This window comes from Succinivibrio dextrinosolvens (assembly GCF_900116345.1).
Lineage (GTDB): Bacteria > Pseudomonadota > Gammaproteobacteria > Enterobacterales > Succinivibrionaceae > Succinivibrio > Succinivibrio dextrinosolvens_B.
In genome coordinates this window covers 89,226-108,557 of record NZ_FPAH01000002.1, presented here as the reverse complement: position 1 = coordinate 108,557, position 19,332 = coordinate 89,226, and the positions used below count along the sequence as shown (strand labels likewise).

Annotated in this window: 14 protein-coding genes; 3 read left to right on the top strand and 11 right to left on the bottom strand. The window is 39.9% G+C overall.

Features of this window, described 5'->3' with window-relative positions; all coding sequences use genetic code 11:
• Positions 1 to 209: 209 nt before the first annotated feature.
• On the top strand, positions 210 to 1,427 hold the full coding sequence (locus BM308_RS01335) for an ATP-binding protein (protein ID WP_074942504.1): 1,218 nt from the start codon (positions 210 to 212) through the stop codon (positions 1,425 to 1,427).
• Positions 1,428 to 1,467: 40 nt separating this feature from the next.
• On the opposite strand, the gene pflA is transcribed toward BM308_RS01335, so the two are convergent.
• The 4 genes from pflA to BM308_RS01315 all read right to left on the bottom strand — a co-directional run bounded on the left by pflA (position 1,468) and on the right by BM308_RS01315 (position 8,059).
• The gene (gene pflA / locus BM308_RS01330) at positions 1,468 to 2,205 is read right to left on the bottom strand and encodes a pyruvate formate-lyase-activating protein (protein WP_074942503.1); all 738 of its coding nucleotides are present in this window, start codon (positions 2,203 to 2,205) and stop codon (positions 1,468 to 1,470) included.
• Between the two features lie 86 nt (positions 2,206 to 2,291).
• Positions 2,292 to 4,538: a formate C-acetyltransferase gene (pflB, locus tag BM308_RS01325; RefSeq protein WP_074942502.1), complete on the bottom strand. Its 2,247-nt coding sequence runs from the start codon at positions 4,536 to 4,538 to the stop codon at positions 2,292 to 2,294.
• Positions 4,539 to 4,900: 362 nt separating this feature from the next.
• Positions 4,901 to 6,814 (bottom strand): fructose-1,6-bisphosphatase, encoded by a 1,914-nt coding sequence (locus tag BM308_RS01320; protein ID WP_074942501.1) that lies wholly within the window; start codon positions 6,812 to 6,814, stop codon positions 4,901 to 4,903.
• 45 nt (positions 6,815 to 6,859) lie between these two features.
• Positions 6,860 to 8,059 (bottom strand): iron-containing alcohol dehydrogenase, encoded by a 1,200-nt coding sequence (locus BM308_RS01315; protein WP_074942500.1) that lies wholly within the window; start codon positions 8,057 to 8,059, stop codon positions 6,860 to 6,862.
• Positions 8,060 to 8,282: 223 nt separating this feature from the next.
• Here BM308_RS01315 and BM308_RS01310 point away from each other — a divergent pair, with 223 nt between their 5' ends.
• A complete protein-coding gene (locus BM308_RS01310; protein ID WP_074942499.1) occupies positions 8,283 to 9,419 on the top strand; it encodes an extracellular solute-binding protein in 1,137 nt (378 codons plus the stop codon).
• Between the two features lie 68 nt (positions 9,420 to 9,487).
• Positions 9,488 to 10,882, top strand: coding sequence for an MATE family efflux transporter (locus tag BM308_RS01305; RefSeq protein ID WP_074942498.1), 1,395 nt, complete (start codon positions 9,488 to 9,490; stop codon positions 10,880 to 10,882).
• A 98-nt stretch (positions 10,883 to 10,980) separates the two neighbouring features.
• On the opposite strand, the gene BM308_RS01300 is transcribed toward BM308_RS01305, so the two are convergent.
• The 7 genes from BM308_RS01300 to BM308_RS01265 all read right to left on the bottom strand — a co-directional run bounded on the left by BM308_RS01300 (position 10,981) and on the right by BM308_RS01265 (position 19,296).
• Positions 10,981 to 12,120, bottom strand: coding sequence for an RNA-guided endonuclease TnpB family protein (locus tag BM308_RS01300; RefSeq protein ID WP_074942497.1), 1,140 nt, complete (start codon positions 12,118 to 12,120; stop codon positions 10,981 to 10,983).
• Positions 12,121 to 12,133: 13 nt separating this feature from the next.
• Positions 12,134 to 12,532: an IS200/IS605 family transposase gene (gene tnpA / locus BM308_RS01295; protein WP_074942496.1), complete on the bottom strand. Its 399-nt coding sequence runs from the start codon at positions 12,530 to 12,532 to the stop codon at positions 12,134 to 12,136.
• A 207-nt stretch (positions 12,533 to 12,739) separates the two neighbouring features.
• Positions 12,740 to 13,078, bottom strand: a complete 339-nt coding sequence (locus BM308_RS01290) for a P-II family nitrogen regulator (RefSeq protein WP_074838677.1) — start codon at positions 13,076 to 13,078, stop codon at positions 12,740 to 12,742.
• Between the two features lie 15 nt (positions 13,079 to 13,093).
• Positions 13,094 to 14,395 carry an ammonium transporter gene (locus BM308_RS01285; RefSeq protein WP_074942495.1) on the bottom strand — a complete coding sequence of 434 codons (1,302 nt, stop codon included), beginning with the start codon at positions 14,393 to 14,395 and terminating at the stop codon, positions 13,094 to 13,096.
• Between the two features lie 318 nt (positions 14,396 to 14,713).
• A complete protein-coding gene (locus BM308_RS01280; protein WP_074942494.1) occupies positions 14,714 to 16,231 on the bottom strand; it encodes an L-fucose/L-arabinose isomerase family protein in 1,518 nt (505 codons plus the stop codon).
• A gap of 385 nt (positions 16,232 to 16,616) precedes the next feature.
• Complete coding sequence (locus BM308_RS01270) at positions 16,617 to 18,227, bottom strand: tetratricopeptide repeat protein (protein ID WP_074942492.1); 1,611 nt, start codon at positions 18,225 to 18,227, stop codon at positions 16,617 to 16,619.
• 109 nt (positions 18,228 to 18,336) lie between these two features.
• Positions 18,337 to 19,296 carry an OmpA family protein gene (locus BM308_RS01265; RefSeq protein ID WP_177214395.1) on the bottom strand — a complete coding sequence of 320 codons (960 nt, stop codon included), beginning with the start codon at positions 19,294 to 19,296 and terminating at the stop codon, positions 18,337 to 18,339.
• Positions 19,297 to 19,332 lie beyond the last annotated feature (36 nt).

Sequence of the window (19,332 nt, the reverse complement as noted above, 5' to 3'; positions counted from 1 at the left end):
CATTTTTCTTTTATTAGATTCCTGGATAATGAGTTTTATCCTCATTTAATTTTTTGTTTAGAATACAATCTCAAACATAATATTAATTAATCTAAAATTAAGATTAGACTCTACACCTACTATACATTCTGCAAAACTTTGGAATAGACTCCAAATTTATACTATAATTAAAATAAATTTAGAATTAAATACAAAAAAAAGGTACACTTATGCGTCTAATACCAAGAAGTAATTATCTTGATTTTCTGAAACGACATAAAGATAAACAAATTATAAAAGTTGTATCAGGAATCAGACGCTGCGGCAAATCCACTCTTTTTCACTTATTTAAAGAAGAACTCCTTAAAGAAGGAGTAAATAGTGAAAATATTATATCCATCAATTTTGAAGATCTTGATTTTGAAGAGCTTCAGGATTATCGAACTCTATATAAATATGTAATAGAACATATGCAGCCTTCTGGAATGAATTATATTTTCCTCGATGAAATTCAACATGTTCCTTACTTTGAGAAAGCTGTAGACAGTCTTTTTATTAAAGATAATGCAGATGTGTATATTACAGGCTCTAATGCTTATTTTATGTCTGGCGAGCTTGCTACTGTTCTGTCAGGGAGATATGTTGAATTAAAAATGCTGCCCCTGTCATTTAAGGAATTCTTTGAATCCAGCAATTTATCTCAAAATCATTCTCTTTCTGAAATATACGAAAAATATCTGACAGATAGTTCCTTTCCCTACACATTGCAGATATCAGGGAAACAACCGGATATAAAAGAATATCTTGAAGGAATCTACAACTCTGTAATTCTGAAAGATGTTGTTGGAAGACTGAGAATTTCAGATGTTAAGATGCTTCAGAGCCTAATTAAGTACGTGTTTGCTAATGTAGGAAGCCTAATGTCTATAAATAAGATATCCAACTCTATGACTAGTTCTGGACGAAAAATAGATAACAAAACGGTAGAGCGTTATTTAACAGGACTCTTAGACAGTTTGCTGATTTATCAGGCAGATCGATTTGATGTTAAGGGGAAGGAACTTCTAAAATTAAACTCCAAATATTATGTAGCAGATGCGGCATTAAGATATTTAATTGTTGGCAGAAAATGTCAGGATACAGGACATATTCTTGAGAATGTAATATACCTTGAACTGATACGTCGTGGTTATGAAGTTTATGTAGGAGCTCTAAAAAACGGTGAAATAGACTTTATTGCCAAAAATTCTGAAGGATTATGCTACTTTCAGGTTTCAGAATCAACAATGGACGAATCTGTTCTCAAAAGAGAGCTTCAGCCATTGAAAAGTATAAATGATAATTACCCTAAATATCTCTTAACACTTGATGAGATTAATTCTGAAGCTGATTATGATGGAATTCGAAAGATTAATGCCTTGAAATGGCTGTTAGAAGATACAATTTAAAAAGGTCGCACCGTATACAAACAGCATACGGTGCCAGACTTTAATCTCGCTTTTCTGCTTTGAGGATCTTGCAGGCAATCTGAATTGATTCATATGAAGGAGGCTCAACATCCTTGAGCTTATAATCAATTCCCAGACTCTCATACTTATGAACACCTAGAGAATGGTATGGAAGAACCTCAACTTTCTTCACATTTGGAAGATGATCAATAATCTTTCTTAGGTTCTTAAGCTGCTCTTCACTATCGGTAATACCAGGCAGAAGAACATGTCTGATCCAGACTTCCTTATTCAGCTCATTTAAATGCTTGGCACAGGCAAAAATATTTTCATTGCCAATTCCGGTAAGCTTTTTATGTTCAATAGTATTACTGTGTTTAAGATCAAGCAGAACAAGATCAGTGTACTTCATCAGCTCATCGAATATTTCTATATATTCAGGTGAATTTCTGTAAGGACCTGCAGAAGTATCAAGACAGGTATGAATACCTTCAGCCTTTAATTTCTTAAATAATTCAGTAACAAAAGCAATCTGGGATAAAGCTTCACCGCCACTTACGGTTACGCCTCCATCTTTGCCCCAGTAACTTCTGTAACGTAACGCTTTTGCAACAACACTATCGACGTCCATGCAGTCGCCAACCTTCATTTTCCAGGTATCAGGATTGTGACAGTACAGGCATCTTAACGGACAGCCCTGCATGAAAACGACAAATCTTACTCCGGGGCCATCGACAGAACCGAATGTTTCAAAAGAATGGATATAACCTTGAACCATGAATAGAACTCCAAGAGTAGAAAAACAGTATTTAGGAATACAGAGGGCGCCCTAAGGCGCCCCTTTTAACTTCAGTTAATCAAGAATTACATTGCCTTGTGGCAGGTTCTTGAAATAACGTCCATCTGCTGCTCGCGGGTTAAGTCGATGAACTTAACAGCGTAGCCTGAAACACGGATGGTGAAGTTTGCATACTCAGGCTTCTCTGGGTGCTCCATAGCATCAAGAAGCTTCTCAGTACCGAATACGTTAACATTTAGGTGATGTGCACCCTTAGAGAAGTAGCCATCTAAAACGTTAACCAGGTTATTTACACGCTCTTCCTCATTGTGACCTAAAGCATCAGGAGCAATAGTCTGAGTGTTTGAAATACCGTCTAATGCGTACTCGTAAGGTAGCTTAGCAACTGAGTTCAGAGATGCTAGAAGACCTGACTTCTCTGCACCGTATGATGGGTTTGCACCAGGAGCTAAAGGCTCGCCAGCTTTACGTCCATCAGGTAGAGCACCGGTAGCCTTACCATAAACAACGTTAGAAGTAATGGTCAGGATAGAGGTTGTAGGCTCTGAATCACGGTAGGTGTGGTGCTTCTTTAACTTGGTTAGGAAGTTCTTTAATAACCATACTGCGATCTCGTCAGCACGATCATCATCGTTACCGTAACGTGGGAAGTCACCCTCGATCTCGAAGTCAATTGAAATACCGTCAGCATCACGTACTGGCTTAACCTTAGCGTACTTGATAGCAGAAAGAGAATCAACAACGTGTGAGAAACCAGCAATACCGGTTGCGAAGGTACGACGTACATCGGTATCGATTAAAGCCATCTCGGCTGCTTCGTAGTAGTACTTGTCGTGCATGTACTGAATCAGGTTCAGAACATTTACGTATAGGCTTGCTAACCACTCTAGAACGATGTCGTAGTTTGCCATAACTTCGTCGTAGTTTAGGAACTCTGAAGTGATCTTAGGCAGCTTAGGACCAACCTGCATACGGGTCTTAACGTCGATACCGCCGTTCATTGCGTATAGAAGAGCCTTAGCTAGGTTTGCACGAGCACCGAAGAACTGCATTTCCTTACCAGTCTGAGTTGCAGATACGCAGCAGCAGATTGAGTAATCATCGCCCCACTCAACACGCATTACGTCATCATTCTCGTACTGGATTGATGAAGTATCTACAGAGATCTTAGCAGCATACTTGCGGAAGTTCTCTGGTAGCTTGCTGGTGTATAGAACAGTCAGGTTAGGCTCTGGTGATGGGCCCATGTTCTCTAGAGTGTGTAGGAAACGGTAGTCTGACTTGGTAACCATGTGACGGCCGTCCATACCAAAACCTGCAACCTCAAGAGTTGCCCATACTGGGTCACCTGAGAACAGCTGCTGGTATGAAGGAATACGAGCAAACTTAACCATACGTAGCTTCATTACTAAGTGGTCAATCAGCTCCTGAGCCTCGGTCTCGGTCAGCTTGCCTTCCTGAATATCACGGTTGATGTAGATATCTAAGAAGGTTGAGATACGACCGATTGACATAGCTGCACCATTCTGAGTCTTGATAGCAGCCAGGTAACCGAAGTATAACCACTGAACAGCTTCACGAGCATTTGCAGCTGGCTGTGAAATGTCAAAGCCGTAGCTCTGAGCCATTACCTTCATAGCCTTTAAAGCCTTGATCTGGTCAGCTAACTCTTCACGCTGACGGATTACGTCGTCAACCATGATGCCACAGCCGCAGTTCTTTAAGTCAGCCTGCTTCTGCTCAACAAGGAAGTCGATACCGTATAGAGCTACACGGCGGTAATCACCAACGATACGGCCACGACCATAAGTATCTGGAAGACCGGTTAGAATCTTGTTCTTACGAGCTAGACGCATCTCTGGAGTATATGCATCATACACAGCCTGGTTGTGAGTCTTGTGGTACTCGTTGAAAATCTGATCGAATTTTGGATTTGGAGTATAACCGTTAGTGGTACATGCTTCCTGAGCCATCTTGATACCACCGTAAGGCATGAAAGCACGCTTTAATGGCTTATCGGTCTGTAAACCTACAACTTTCTCTAAATCCTTGCTGTTCTCTGAGATATAGCCAGGACCATAAGCGGTAATACCTGAAACAATCTCAGTTTCCATATCAAGAACACCGCCCTGAGCACGTTCCTGATGCTGTAACTTCTGTAGGTCGCCCCATAGCTTGTTGGTAGCATCGGTAGGACCAGCTAAGAATGATGAATCACCATCATATGGTGTGTAGTTGTTCTGAATAAAATCTCTTACGTTTACATCAGAGATCCAGTGGGTTCCTTTGAAACCACGCCATTGCTCTTTCATGATTACTCCTAAATATATTAAACGGGATCTGTTTTTTCAAATCCCTATCTCTATTCAAGCAGAGTGCATTATATATTCATGATTTCAAATTTCAAATATTCAGATAGAAATGATTTTATGTGAAAAACCTCTCAAATCAGGTTAGAAAGGCTTAATTATAAGGATTACAACGAATTTTATTTTTTTTAATTTTTAAACTGAGTTTATTAACTCACTATAAACTTATTAAATGGGAAATAGAGGGAAATTTATAATGTGGTTTATTAAGTGCGAAAGCACAACCGACATAAATTCGGCTGCTTTTTAAGATAATTCATATCGTTAGAAACACAGGCACAGACTGAACTGTGCCTAAAATGAGATCATTTAGTAAGTTTTTCGGCGATTACTCCATTCTCATAGAGTTCAAGCAGATCCTTTAGTTCACGGACTCTTTCCTTAAGCTCAGCGCCCCAGTCCGTATCTGCAACAAGTTTTCTTGGCTGATATTCTTCAACCGACAGCTCTTCTATATCTTCAATATCACGAAGCGAATCAATAGCATCCTGCTTGTTGGTAAAAGGTGTATGTGCTTTTAAATGAAGACAGTGAGAATTGTATATAAGGGTATAACCTGCAATTCCAGTTTTATCCTGATAGGCTCTGCAGAATCCACCGTCGATAACCAGAAGCTTGCCTCTTGCACGAACAGGAGATTCTCCCTTTTTTGCCATAATCGGAGTATGACCGTTGATAATATGGCCTTTTTTAGGATTAAGCCCGAATTCCTTTAAAATCATCTCGCAGGTCTGAACCTTGTGGTAATACTCATAGTAAGGGTTTCGAGGTTCCCCGAGTATAGAATCTTCCTTTATCAGAAGCTTCTCAAAGATCTTCATTCGTCTTCCGGATAATGGAGATAACGGAGCAGTCCACATATACCAGAAAAAGTCCAGATGATCGTTGTCTCTATTCAGATAACCTTCACGAATCTTGGTCTGACAAAAGTTCAGATAATCCCTGCCACTAAGATACTGATCATTACATTTTATCTTTAAAAACTGACCGTTCTCATCTAAAGGAACACATCCGTGATAAAGGAGATTACCGTTGTAGCATTTATACATATCCCCCTTTGTAAACAGGAACTGGATATGTTCTCTTAATCTTACTGAACTGGTAAAGGAAGAAATCAGATCATCCATTATTTCCTGTTCACCTGAAGATAATCTGTACGGATCTTTCTCATCTACAGTAGGCATATCAGTGAAATTAAGATGATAGGTTTTTCCATCAGCTAACTTTAAAGTTCCTCTTTTTAAATCAAGATGATCAAAAAGCTTCAGATCAGACAGATTGTATTCCGGATGTCTGTCAATGATTGCTCCAATCAACTTCATTCCCATAACAGACAGGGCCTTTTGAAGAGCAGGAAAATCAGGTTCATCCTTATAGGTACTGCTGCTGAAGAGCACTAGCTTTCTAAGAGAAATGCCATATCCGTTTTCAAGCATCTTGTAGTTGTTGTAACGAAGATTGTTTAAAAGGACATTGACAATACACATGCCACTGCCGCAAGCTGCGCCCATCCACAGCACATCGTGATTGCCCCACTGCAGATCAAGATGATGGTATGAGGCCAGAACATCCATGCATTTATCAGGGCTTGGACCTCTGTCAAAAATATCCCCCAGAACATGGAGCTTGGCAACAGCGAGGGTCTTTATAAGATCACAAACATCTTTAATAAAGAGCTCTGAACTTCCTGTTTCGACAATAGTCTGAAGAATCTTATCATGGTAAAGTTTTCTGATGTGGTCCTCATCAGACTTTGAGTGCATCATCTCATCGATAATGTAGGAAAATTTGGTCTTTATAATGGAACGAACCTTTTCTCGACTGTATTTTGAGGAAAAAAAGTTACACATTGAAATCAGGTTAACGATTGTCCTCTTGATGTAGTCCTCAGTAAAACGGTTTTCCTGTTTCAGCTTTTTCATTACCGTTCTTGGATAATAAATAAGTGTACACAGTTCATCCTTTTCCTGAAGAGAACAGTTCTCAAGTACAATCTTAACCTTATCCTTAATCACCCCAGAGGCATTGTTTATGATATGCCAGAAAGCATCATATTCCCCATGAATATCAGAGATAAAATGTTCAGTACCCTTAGGAAGGCTGAGTTCTGAGGTTAGATTAATAAGTTTTGAGTAGACTGCACAGCGGTTTGGATACTGGGTTGATAAAAGTCTCAGCAGTCTTAAATGCTGTGCTGTATATTTTTTAGTAGCAGACATTTTCTATGTTTGTTTATTGTTGTTTATAGTAATTAAAAAAATGTATCAGTCAGAATATTTGTAGTGAGCTGCTCTGTAATAGATTGCCTCACAGTCTTTTCTGTATAAAAGAACAAACTGCCCTTCTGTCTTATTTACATCATCAACTCCCAGCATATTCAGAAGATGAGGAATATCCTCCTCTTTTGCGCCAATTTCCTCAAATGACAGAGGCATACCAATTGAATGAAGGAATTGTCTGAAGGCTCTGATTCCTTCACGGGCGGTTGATGCAGGATCATCAAAGTCCATTGAGACACCGAATACTCGTACGGCAAACTGCGCAAATCTCATGACATCATGCTTATAAACATAATCCATCCATGCGGGGAAAATCACCGCAAGACCTGCACCATGAGCAACATCGTATAAGGCTGAAAGCTGATGCTCTATATGATGACTTGCCCAGTCCTGTACTCTGTCCACTCCGCAGATATTGTTGTGAGCAAGAGAACCTGCCCACATAATGTTTGCTCGAGCATCGTAATTTGTAGGATCATCAATGGCAACAGGAGCGTTTTCAATAATAGCCTTCAAAAGACCTTCACACATATAATCTGTAACGGTAACACCTCTGGTGTTGGTGAAGTAACGCTCGAGAATATGAGCAATCATGTCAGTAATACCGCAGGCTGTCTGATATCTGCTTACGGAAAAAGTGAGTTCAGGATCTAAGATAGCAAACAGAGGACGGTTTAAAGGAGAGCCACAGCCGTTTTTTACCACCTTGCCGTCAATTTCTTTTTCAATCACAGTAGATAAGGAACTCTCAGAGCCGGCAGCAGGAATAGTCAGCACACAACCGATTTTAAGGGCAACCTTTGGTTTTCTTTTCTTGGTGAAGAAATCAAAAAAATCCCCCTCATCAGGTATTCCCAGTGCAATAGCCTTAGCGGTATCAATTACACTACCGCCACCTACAGCCAGGATAAAGTCAATCTGCTGTTCTCTGCCAAGTTCTATACCTTTATATACAAGATCAGCTCTTGGATTTGGAAGAACACCACCTAAAAGAGAATAACCAATTGAATTTGTCTTTAGCTGTTCTTCAATAGAATTGAGTAAACCTGATTTTTTGGCATGCTCACTGCCGTATACCACAAGAACCTTCTTATAGCCGTAGCTTTTAATGGTATCTCCGCATTTTGAACAGGTACCCTGACCGAAAATGTATTTTGTTGGTACAACAAATTCAAAGTTTTCCATGATTATTCCTTATGTTGAGAGCCCAAAAATTTCTTACATATTATCATGTTATACTCAGCTCAATTTGTAAAAAAAATCCAATATGGAACCATAATCAGCATTTTTTGCTGGATTTTTGCCTAAAATATAACTATCGGCATTCTGAATATTTTTCAATACCTGCATTTTGTTATACAATGCACCATATTTTTATCGTTTAATTATCTACTACATGGGGATGACTATGAAGGTTGGATCAATTTGCCTTTTAACTGCCGCTCTGATTTGTGCTTCAAACAGTGCAATTGCTGAAAAAAGCGACAAGGTAAACATCTGGAACTGGAGTTATAACATTGGCGAAAATACTGTAGCAAACTTTGAAAAAGACACTGGTCTTAAAACCAGCTATGTCGAGTACGATTCAAACGAGCTTCAGGAAACTCGTCTTTTAGCAGGTAATACCGGATTTGATGCTGCTATTGTGGTAAGTTACAACGTTCCACGTATGGCAAAGGCCGGTGCTCTGATGAAAATCGATCACTCAAAGATTCCTAACTGGGTAAAGCAGAACAAAGCCCGTCTGGAAAAACTTGCAACTATCGATCCTAATAATGATTACGCATACCCTTACATTGAGATTTCAATTGGTATCGGCTATAACAAGCAGAAGGTTGCCGAGGTAATGGGCAAAGACTTCAAGTTCGAATCCTGGGATGATCTGTTCAAGCCTGAGAATTCAGCAAAGCTAAAGAAATGCGGAATTGCAATTATCGATTCTCCTATTGAGGTTATCTCCGCAGTTCAACATTATCTGAACAAGCCACCACGTTCAGAGAAAGCTGAGGATTATGAGGAGGCAAGAAAGATTCTGACCTCTCTTGCAAGTAATACCTCTTATTTCCAGTCTAACCGTTACGTTACCGATATTGCTTCAGGTGAGATCTGCGTAGCCATCGGTTATTCAGGTGACTTTATTCAGGCTCACCATCTAGCTCAGCACGGCAAACACAAGTACGATGTTGACTATGTTGTACCAAAAGAGGGTTCAATCATGTGGTTTGACAGCTGGACAGTACCTCGTGGAGCCAAGAATGTTGACAATGCTATGACCTGGTTCAACTGGCTTTTAGATCCTAAGAACGCATCTGCTCTTTCAGATGAGATCGGATATATCATGCCTGTTGATGAGGCTATGCAGAACCTTTCAGATGAGCTCAAGGCAAATCCAAGCATTATGCTTTCAGAAGAGAAGCTTAAGACCATGTACTTCATGCAGGAAACATCACAGAAAACCTCTAAGATCGTAAGCAACGTCTGGAACACCATGAAGATGGATTCAGAGAAGAATCGCCCTCAGGACAATGCCAACGGTTGGGATTAAGTTTTTACTATCTGATTTAAATTAAAAACACGTTCAGATTTTTGGACGTGTTTTTCTTTTTTAACACTATGTTTTCACCGATATACAAAAAAGAGATAAAAACACAGCTGAGGCTGTTTCTTCCGTTTCTGATTGCACAGCTCTCCTCAACCGCCATGAGTACGGTTGACACTATCATGTCCGGACTGGCTGGAACTATTGATTTATCAGGAGTTGCCATCGCCTGCTCTTTTTACTGGCCGGCCTATATGTTTCTTGCAGGTATTGCCTACGGTGTAGCTCCGACCATTTCACACCTTCTGGCAACCAAAAACTACCGCTTTATGCAGCAGAGTCTATTTAATGCAATGCTGGTGATAACATTTTTCGGTTTTATAACAGCATTACTGTTGAGTCTGATACATCTGGTTTTCAGATTTGTGCCCTCAGATCCGATGATGATTAACGTTGCCACAAAATATCTGTACTTTGTTGCCTTGGCCCTACCAGCTACAGCTGTTTACAATGGTTTTATTGCATATGCAGAAGGACTCTCCATCACCAGACCTGCCCTGTTTCTAGGACTTTTGCAGTTGATTCTGGATATTCCTCTTAACTATATATTTATTTTTGGAAAATTCGGAATGCCGGCTCTTGGCGGTGCAGGCTGCGGACTGACCAGCGGACTTATCAATATCCTTACCTGTATCTGTCTTGTAATTTATATCAGAAGGTCAAAATCCATCGACAAATACCGGGTTAAAGAAAATGTCAGAATTATTGATAAGGAAATCATCAGACAGTTTTTAAAACTGGCCATGCCTCTCGGAATTTCAAGAACGGTTGAAATTGCAGGATTCTCTCTTGCAGCCGTAATCTTAAGTCCATTTGGTCCGACAATAGTTGCATCCCATTCAATTACCCTTAATGTTTCAAGTCTGATCTACATGATCCCGCTATGTCTTGGACTGACTGCAACAATCAGAACAGCCTCGGCAATGGGTGTCAGAAGCTGGGATAAAGCCATTGTAGTATGCAAGGTAGTAATGGGATTGAATTTTTTATGTCTTATCTTCTATCTGACAGCAATTCTGCTGCTCAAAGATCACATTGCCGCATTATATTCTCATGATCCTCTGGTGCTTAAGATTACATCCTTCCTTATGATCTTAAACTGCATATATATGCTGCCAGATTCAATTCAGTGTGTATTGGGAGGAATTCTCCAGGGACTAAAGGATTCTAAGACTATTCTTATCAATACAGTATTATCCTTCTGGGTTATAGGTCTTCCATTAGGATATGTGCTTGCCTGGGGAATATTCTTTGAGAAGCTTGAAGCTGCCGGAATCTGGATTGGCTTTATCTGTGCCCTGACATTTTCTGCCATTTTCTTTAGCTCAAGAACCTACTACATACTAAGATACAGAAAGGCACCAAGACTGCTGCTTTTAAACTATGAACTGGACGATAAGAAAGCCTGAACCATGAATTAGAGTAAAAGTGTGACATACTCCCCTACCTATAGAGGTAGGAGCTTCCTGTTCGATTGATCTAACGACCAAAGCAGTGAGCTTTTACCTCACAACAGGCTATCCCCGAGTGCCCCTCGGTTCTTTTTTATTTGATTTAGCAAAAGTCTTTTGCCTTCTTTTAGAAGATTTACTGCTGCATTGATATCTCTGTCATGTCTGGTTCCACAATGAGGACAAATCCATTCTCGTAAGGATAAATCCTTGGTTTCCTTATTCTGATATCCGCAGACAGAGCAAAGCTGAGAGCTTGGATAAAATTTATCTACCTCTACCAGATATTTGCCCTGTCTCTGAAGTTTATAGGAAAGCATTTCAATGAACTTGCCAAAAGCATTATCATGAACTGATTTTCCAAAATTCAGACTTTGCGACATACCTTTCATATCAAGATTTTCAATACACACACAATCATAGACATTGGCTATCTGTCGTGATTTTTTCTGCATGAAATCTTTTCTGCAGTTAGCTATTTTTTCGTGGACTTTTGCTACTTTAATTCTTTGTTTGGCTCTGTTTCTGGAGCCTTTCTTCATCAGAGAAAGCTTTCTCTGTTCTCTTTTCAGCTTTTGCTCTGACTTTCTATAGAAGCGTTCGTATTCTCCTTTATTACCTTCACTATCTACATACAAATCATGCATGGAGTAATCCATACCTAGAAAGCTTTTTGGCTCTTTATTTGTTATTTCCTCTTCATATTCAAACAGAATACTGGCGTAGAATTTACCACTTCCTTTCTGACTTACGGTTACAGCTTTAAGAATGTATCCTTCAGGAACCTCTCGATGCTGTTTTACTCTTACTAAGCCTGCTTTTGGAAGTTTAAGCTTTCCGTTCTTAAGCTCAATATTATTATTTACAATATTGGTCGTATAGGAACGTCTTGAATTTTTCTTTGATTTGAAATTTGGAAATCCAAACTTTGGATTCTGAAAAAAATTGCTGAAGGCTCCCTCAAGATGGAATTGAGCATTTGCCAAAGCAAGACTGTCTACTTCTTTGAAGTATGGGAATTTCTTCTTATATTGCGCAGGTGTGTTCTTGAGCATTTTCTTGGTTTGCTTGTAATGCTCAATCTTGTCTGCAAGCATTTTATTGTATATAGAGCGTGCACAGCCGAAAGTCTTTACAAAAAGCTCTTTCTGCTTGTCAGTTGGATAGATTCTGAAAAAATAAGCTGTGTACTGCATACGAATAATAACTTTATTTTTGTCCCTGAGTCTGAATGTATTCCTTCACTATTTCAAGTGGTGCGCCTCCGGTTGTCAGAAGACAGAAACTCTGACTCCAGAACTGCTCTTTCCATAATTTCTCTCTGATTGAAGGATACTCTTTTTTCAGTAGTCTACTGCTGGCACTCTTATATGCGTTTATAAATTTACTGATTGCTGTTTTGGGGTGTGCTCTGAACAAAATATGAACATGATCCTCATCATGCCCCCACTCCTGTAGACTGATATTGTAATTAGGTGCAATTCTGGAAAAAATTTCTTTTGCTCTTTCTGATATTGTGTCGTCAAATACTTTTCTTCTGTATTTTACAACCAGAATCAAATGATAATTCAGCAGAAAGACTGAATGAGCATTACTATCAAATTCCATTGAATAATAACCTATACACAATATATCGACTGATTATATTTTACTATAATTCAATTTTATTACAGCCACTATTGTGAAGCAATTCATCCCGCAGCCTATAGAGGCAGGGGAATTCTTGCTTGATAAAGTTAAAAGACATATATACAAAAAAAGATGGAGCCTCAATAACTAAGACTCCATTTTCAATATACCCAAACTTTTTATTTATCAGATGGCCTCGTCATTCTCCTCACCGGTACGGATTCTAATTACACGGCATACATCTGAGATGAAAATCTTACCATCGCCAATTTTACCGGTATAAGCTGATTTAATGATTGTGTCTACACATTCATCAAGCTGTTCGTCTGTTGTAACAATCTCCAGCTTACATTTTGGCAGGAAGTCAACCACATACTCAGCACCACGGTACAGCTCGGTGTGACCTTTCTGTCGACCGAAGCCTTTAGCCTCTGAAACAGTGATACCTGAAATACCAATCTTTGCAAGATTCTCGCGAACATCATCGAGTTTGAATGGCTTTATGATTGCAACTATTCTTTTCATTTTAAAAATCCCCTATTAAAGATTGTATCCACGCTCACCATGAGAGGCCAAATCAAGACCTTCAGACTCTTCATCTGAGGATACTCTCAGACCAACCAGCTTCTTGGCAATATAGAATGCGATAACTGAAGCTACAAAGGACCAGACAATTGAAACCAGGATTGAACCAATCTGACCGTAGGTCTGACCAAGGATGGAGGTCCATTCACCTTTGAAGCCGGTACCGCCAAGCTCAGGAGAACAGAACACGCCGGTCAGAATACCGCCACAGATTGCACCTAAACCATGAATACCGAATACATCAAGAGAGTCATCAATCTTTAACAGTCTCTTAAAGCCATGAACCCCCCACAGGCAGATAACACCACAGGCAATACCTATTACAATTGCACCGGCTGGACTTACGAAAGCACAGGCAGGAGTAATACCAACAAGACCTGCAATCACACCAGAAGCTGTACCTAAAGTTGATGGCTTCTTGAAGATGATCCACTCTGCGAACATCCAGGTTAAGGCTGCAGCTGCAGGACAGAGAACAGTGTTGATGAAGGCTAATGCACTGATACCGTCAGCACATAACTCTGAACCGGCGTTAAAGCCTAACCAGCCAATCCACAGCAGACAGGCACCGATATAGGTGAAGCCTAAGTTGTGAGGAGTCATAACAACCTTGCCTAAATCATTTCTCTTGCCCAGCATAAATGCACCGGTAATACCGCATACAGCAGCATTGATATGAACAACAGTACCGCCAGCAAAGTCATAAGACATGAAGTATGAGTCGATGAAACCGCCACCCCAGACCTGATGAGCTAAAGGAGCATATGAGAGCACAATCCAGATTGACAGTGCAATCAGTACAGCAGAGAACTTAACACGTTCTACAGTGGCACCGATAACCAGGCAGGATGAAATAGCACAGAAGGCAGCCTGGAAAATTACAAAGGTAAGCTCTGAAATTGAGCCAGATAATGAATTGTAATCAATACCCGCTAAAAGAGCCTTAGACATATCGCCGAAAAAGCTTCCTAATGCACCTTCGGTTCCGCCAAAGGCGATGGTATAGCCAACTACAAACCAAAGCAGAATGGCAACACAGAAAACAGCAAGAGTCTGCTCAATGGTAGACAGAACATTTTTAGCTCTGGTTAATCCTGAATAAAAAAGGCCTATTCCAGGAATTGACATCAGAAGAACCAGCATGGCAGACATCAGGATAAATCCATTGTCAGCCTGACTTAATGTATCTTCAGCTAAAACACTTTGTGATAATAAATACAGTGGTAACGCTGTACCTATCTTCAATGATCTTTTCATAATTTACCTCACTAGTTTTTTCTATATGAAATTACGATACAAGAAAACTTTTTTTAGATAAATTTGAAAAATCAGTTTGCACCAAAATCTACATATCAAAATCAACAATGCACTATTTTAATACCTAAAAATAGGAATTTTGCACTATTTAAAATACTATCGATTTGGGGTTAAAACCAGGAAAACAGCTTGAATTACAGGATATTATTTATTAAGAGATAAAAATTGAAAAAAATATTCTGACTAATAATCAAGAAAAAAGTCTCTCAAAACAAAAAAGCCAGGGACAAGCCCTGGCACAAATTTAAACAAAGATTATTAAGCAAATGGATTTTCAGTTGGGTATAGTACACCTGCTGGCTGGTTATAATTTACAGTCTCAATACCAAGCATATTGAAGATATTGAACAGAGCTTTGCCAACATGGCTGAATGCAACTGCACCGTGGTGTGGATAACGCTTCTCAATCAGAACATGACGATAGAAGCGGCCCATCTCAGGGATTGCGAAGATACCAATACCACCGAATGAGCGGGTACCTACAGGTAGAACCTCACCTTCAGCTACATAAGCCTGAAGCTTGGTGTCTGGAGTGGTCTGTAATCTGAAGAAGGTAATAGGACCTGCAGTTAGATCACCCTCTAAGGTACCACGAGTGAAATCTGGGGTTGATCCTTCAGGCTCTAATAGACGGTGCTGAATGATCTGGTAGTTGATCTTTCCTAGCTTCATATTGCAGCTGTCTGTTGTGGTCAGCTTGCAGAAAGGAGTGTTACCGCAGTGGAAGCCCATGAAGGTATCAGTTAACTTGTACTGTGAGAACTTAGGCTTGATATCCTGGTCAAATAAATCCTGAGGAACTGAGTTGTTAATATCAAGTAAGGTTACAGCGTCTTCAGTTACACAGGCACCGATGTACTCTGATAATGCACCGAAGATATCCACCTCACATGCAACAGGCATACCGCGTGAAGCGAGACGTGAGTTTACATAGCAAGGCTCAAAGCCAAACTCCTCTGGGAATGCAGGCCAGCACTTGTCAGCAAATACTACGTACTGACGTGAACCCTTGTGCTGCTCTGCCCAGTCAACCAGAGTAAGCTCGAACTGAGCCATTCTCTCTAACATATCTGGATAGGTGTTACCGTTGGTACCTAATTCCTTTGACATGTCAGCAACAACATCCTTGATACGAGGATCACCAGCGTGCTTTCTGTAAGCTACTAAAAGATCAAGTTCTGAGTTTTCTTCAATCTCTACACCGATATCATATAAGCCCTTGATTGGAGCATTACATGCAAAGAAGTCCTGAGGACGTGGTCCGAAGGTAATAATCTTTAGATTTGCAAGACCGATTAAGGTGCGAGCAACAGGCAGGAAGTCTGCAACCATGTTAGCGATATCTGAAGCGGTGCCAACTGGATACTCAGGAATGAAGCCCTTCAGCTTACGTAAACCTAAGTTATAAGAGCAGTTTAACATACCGCAGTATGCGTCACCACGACCATCGATAAGATCATTGCCGGTTTCCTCTGCTGCTGCAACAAACATACAAGGACCATCAAAGAACTTTTTAATCAGAGTTTCAGGAGTCTCTGGACCAAAGTTGCCTAAGAATACTACTAAAGCATTGCAGCCAGCCTTCTTAGCCTCTTCTACAGCCTTAACTGCATCATTCTCATTTTCAACGGTAACTTTGATTTCGTTAATCTTTATACCCTTATCCTGGCATGCCTTAACTACAGCAGCGCGACGACGCTCTGACAGTGAACGGATAAAACAGTCTCTTGATACAGCGATAACGCCAAGATTTACATTAGGGATATTTGGTAGCATTTTCTATGTTCCTCTTTAGTGGATTTTGTTCTTATGGAACTATTATTGTTCCTTATGTGTGTATATTTATAAATGATTTTAATTTTGTTTGCAATAAAAATCGCAAACGTTTACGAAAATCTTTTAATAATTCGTTTTAAATTTAATTACAGATCACACTTTTCCATTTTATATTGGTATTTTCAAGGGTTAGTTTACTTTAACGCAGATCACAAAATTCGTAAAACAAGGCTTAAAAATCGCAATCACGTAAATCGATTTTTAGTTGATATTACGGAAAAATTTAGAAAAAAATTAAATAAAAGATGAGGTCGGCTTTTATATGCTTTTTAAGAAAAATTACGAGCAGACTGCCTACTTCAAAACAAGCAGTCTGAAAGAAGAATTAATAGAATTCGTCGAAATTGTTCATAATGGTGTCAAAGTCTATATCATATTTGTCATAGCTTGGAGGAAGCTTTGGCATGGAGGCGGAGATTTCCATAACCGCCTGTGGCATAAAGGCCTTTGCACCTGTAGTTGGATTATACATATCAAGAATCTGAGATATCTCAGGGTACAGAAGCTTTTCTCCATTAATCTCAATTTCCGCAGGATCATCAAGCTTATCTACATAATTATTACCAAGATCTGCGATAAACTCATCAGTATATCTGTCTCTGTCATCCTTCTGAGAGATATAGTAATTCAGAGAACCACTTTCTTTCTGCTCATGATACATCTTTGCTTCAGGAGCGCCCTCAGCAAAAGTGTATTTACCCATATACTGATCAGAAATCAGAGATATAGCCTGATTAAAAACTCGTTTAGTATCAACATCAGTGTTATAGGTAAAATATTTCAGCATGGCACCAACAGACTCAACGCCACGGGTTTTCAGATCATAAAGAATTGATAAGGCCTCTGTCTGGTCAGTGGCAACCCCCATGCCATTCATCATCATCAGAGCGTAGAGAATTCCTCCGGTGGTATCACCACAGTCATAGGCCTGTTTAAAAATATCCGCAGCAGCAGAGGCAATCTTGGAGAAATCCTTGGTTTTGATAATTGCGTTCACACCAACCGCTGTAAGAGCAGGTCCATAATTCATTTTGGCAGCATTCTTCATATAGCGCATACCTTCCGCATAGGAGGTCTTTTTACCCTGTCTAAGACGAATCAGTCCTAAGGAATAGTTGGCTGCTGGTTCATGCTTTTTGGCGGCATCCTCAAAATATCTCATGGCAGTACGATAATCGCGGCGCTTTCCGTATCCATACCACAACAGCGAGGCAAGTCTGGTCTGAGCTTCAAGTACACCATTATTCTTTGCATCTTCCCAGGATTTAGCAGCACTCTTAGGAGATAGATCATTCTCCTCGCCTAAAAAATCCAGATCTCCTCTGTAAAGCAGAGCAATAGTTGAACCTTTCTTCTGAGCTTCATCAACCATGCGGATATAATCCTGTTTGTTCATGCAAAGACCAATAGATTTCTCGTACATTGCAAGCAGAGGATTATGAGTCTTAAGATATTCCTCTGAATAAGATTTCATGGCCTCATCAAAGAAAAACAGAGCAGAGCCGGCGCCCTGGGCATTACCATAACCTAATAATGAGAGATACCCCATTACTTCGTAGGAGCCGTGAATTTCAGGGTATTTTGCAGTTTCTCGACAGTAATCAAGAGCTTTTGTAAAATTACCTGACTTTGCACTTAGCCATGCAAGGAAAGGATAGGCTTCTGGTGCCTGAAGATAGGTTGCTTTGAGCAGCAGAGACTGAGCCTTATGGAAGTTACCGTCCTCCATAGCCTTCATTCCCGCTACCACATAAGCTTCACGTGTGGCTCGGTTATACTCAAGATATCCGGTGACAATAAGGCCGACACCACCGCCTAGAAGGACGATGAGAGAAAGGATAATCAGTACCACCTTATTTTTGGAAATGAAATTCTTCAGTTTCTCTTTAAAGGGAGTCTTATCCTTAGCTTTTTTCTCTTTCTTTTTGCCAGCCATTTCAAATCCTGAGCATACCTAATATCATCTGTTATCTGTTTAAATTTTAAGCTATTTTTTTGGATGATATAATAAAAGTAATTAAAATTCTCTATCTAAATCAAGAAAATCAGTCATCTCCTGTATCAGCTCCGACATCAGGAATGTTAACCTCCATATCCTTGTTAATCATAGCATTGTCTCTCTCCAGAGAAATAAGTGCATTTCTTGAGGTGGCAGCTTCATTTGAAATAGGATTTTCATCCTTGGTATTAAGTGTCAGTGCATTAAAAGGAACCACCTCAATAGTGTCTTCCTTAATACCGATATCGGTATAGGCTTTCTTTAAAGCCTCACCTCTGTCTTTAGCCAGAGTTATATTGTCCTGAGCCTTGGCCATATCATATGCATAGGCACGGATACTGATTTTTATAATTGATTTGTCATACTTCAGATATTCCACCTGTTCATTGAGCATTTCCTGTGACTTTGCTGTAAGCTCAGTGGACTGGTATTTGAATACAAGAGGCATCATACGAACATCATTGTAGTTGACACGGATAAGCTGCTCCTGACAGGACAGATATTTTTTGTAGGCCTCCTTAAAACCAAGAGGATTTAAAGCTGGGACAATATTCTCTCCAGAAGCCAGTTTCTTATCAGTATAAGGCATTAGAATCTGATTGCCGTGATCCAGTTCTGAGAGTAGTTTCCAGGACAGAGTTGGGCCGATATAAGGATTGAAACCGGCGTATAAATCGATTCTTCCTAAAAGTCTTTCTGCCCCGCTAGAATTCCAGTCTGGCTTGGCAGCTATAAATCTCATAGAGGAAGCCTGTCCAATACCGAGCTTAGGATGAAGTGTCATAGCGGAACGTAAATCTCGTCCACCATACGTCATAAAATTGGCAAAGCCATATGAAGGAATGTCAAAGATAAGACGGCATGCGATCCTGCTACTCTCGTTGGACCAGAGTTTTTTTGCCGCTTCCGGCTCCATAGGAGCACTGTACCTTATCTGGCTATAACCTGTCGAAGCCACAACAGATATAGCAAAACAAAGGCATTTCAATACGCTGTTTATCTTCATAATCAAACCTAACATACAGGAAGTTCAATGACTAAT

What these genes read in the sequence shown, in the direction of transcription:
- BM308_RS01335 (WP_074942504.1), top strand. Translation starts at nt 210, where the DNA reads ATGCGTCTAATACCAAGAAGTAATTATCTTGATTTTCTGAAACGACAT.
- pflA (WP_074942503.1), bottom strand. Translation starts at nt 2,205, where the DNA reads ATGGTTCAAGGTTATATCCATTCTTTTGAAACATTCGGTTCTGTCGAT.
- pflB (WP_074942502.1), bottom strand. Translation starts at nt 4,538, where the DNA reads ATGAAAGAGCAATGGCGTGGTTTCAAAGGAACCCACTGGATCTCTGAT.
- BM308_RS01320 (WP_074942501.1), bottom strand. Translation starts at nt 6,814, where the DNA reads ATGTCTGCTACTAAAAAATATACAGCACAGCATTTAAGACTGCTGAGA.
- BM308_RS01315 (WP_074942500.1), bottom strand. Translation starts at nt 8,059, where the DNA reads ATGGAAAACTTTGAATTTGTTGTACCAACAAAATACATTTTCGGTCAG.
- BM308_RS01310 (WP_074942499.1), top strand. Translation starts at nt 8,283, where the DNA reads ATGAAGGTTGGATCAATTTGCCTTTTAACTGCCGCTCTGATTTGTGCT.
- BM308_RS01305 (WP_074942498.1), top strand. Translation starts at nt 9,488, where the DNA reads ATGTTTTCACCGATATACAAAAAAGAGATAAAAACACAGCTGAGGCTG.
- BM308_RS01300 (WP_074942497.1), bottom strand. Translation starts at nt 12,120, where the DNA reads ATGCAGTACACAGCTTATTTTTTCAGAATCTATCCAACTGACAAGCAG.
- tnpA (WP_074942496.1), bottom strand. Translation starts at nt 12,532, where the DNA reads ATGGAATTTGATAGTAATGCTCATTCAGTCTTTCTGCTGAATTATCAT.
- BM308_RS01290 (WP_074838677.1), bottom strand. Translation starts at nt 13,078, where the DNA reads ATGAAAAGAATAGTTGCAATCATAAAGCCATTCAAACTCGATGATGTT.
- BM308_RS01285 (WP_074942495.1), bottom strand. Translation starts at nt 14,395, where the DNA reads ATGAAAAGATCATTGAAGATAGGTACAGCGTTACCACTGTATTTATTA.
- BM308_RS01280 (WP_074942494.1), bottom strand. Translation starts at nt 16,231, where the DNA reads ATGCTACCAAATATCCCTAATGTAAATCTTGGCGTTATCGCTGTATCA.
- BM308_RS01270 (WP_074942492.1), bottom strand. Translation starts at nt 18,227, where the DNA reads ATGGCTGGCAAAAAGAAAGAGAAAAAAGCTAAGGATAAGACTCCCTTT.
- BM308_RS01265 (WP_177214395.1), bottom strand. Translation starts at nt 19,296, where the DNA reads ATGAAGATAAACAGCGTATTGAAATGCCTTTGTTTTGCTATATCTGTT.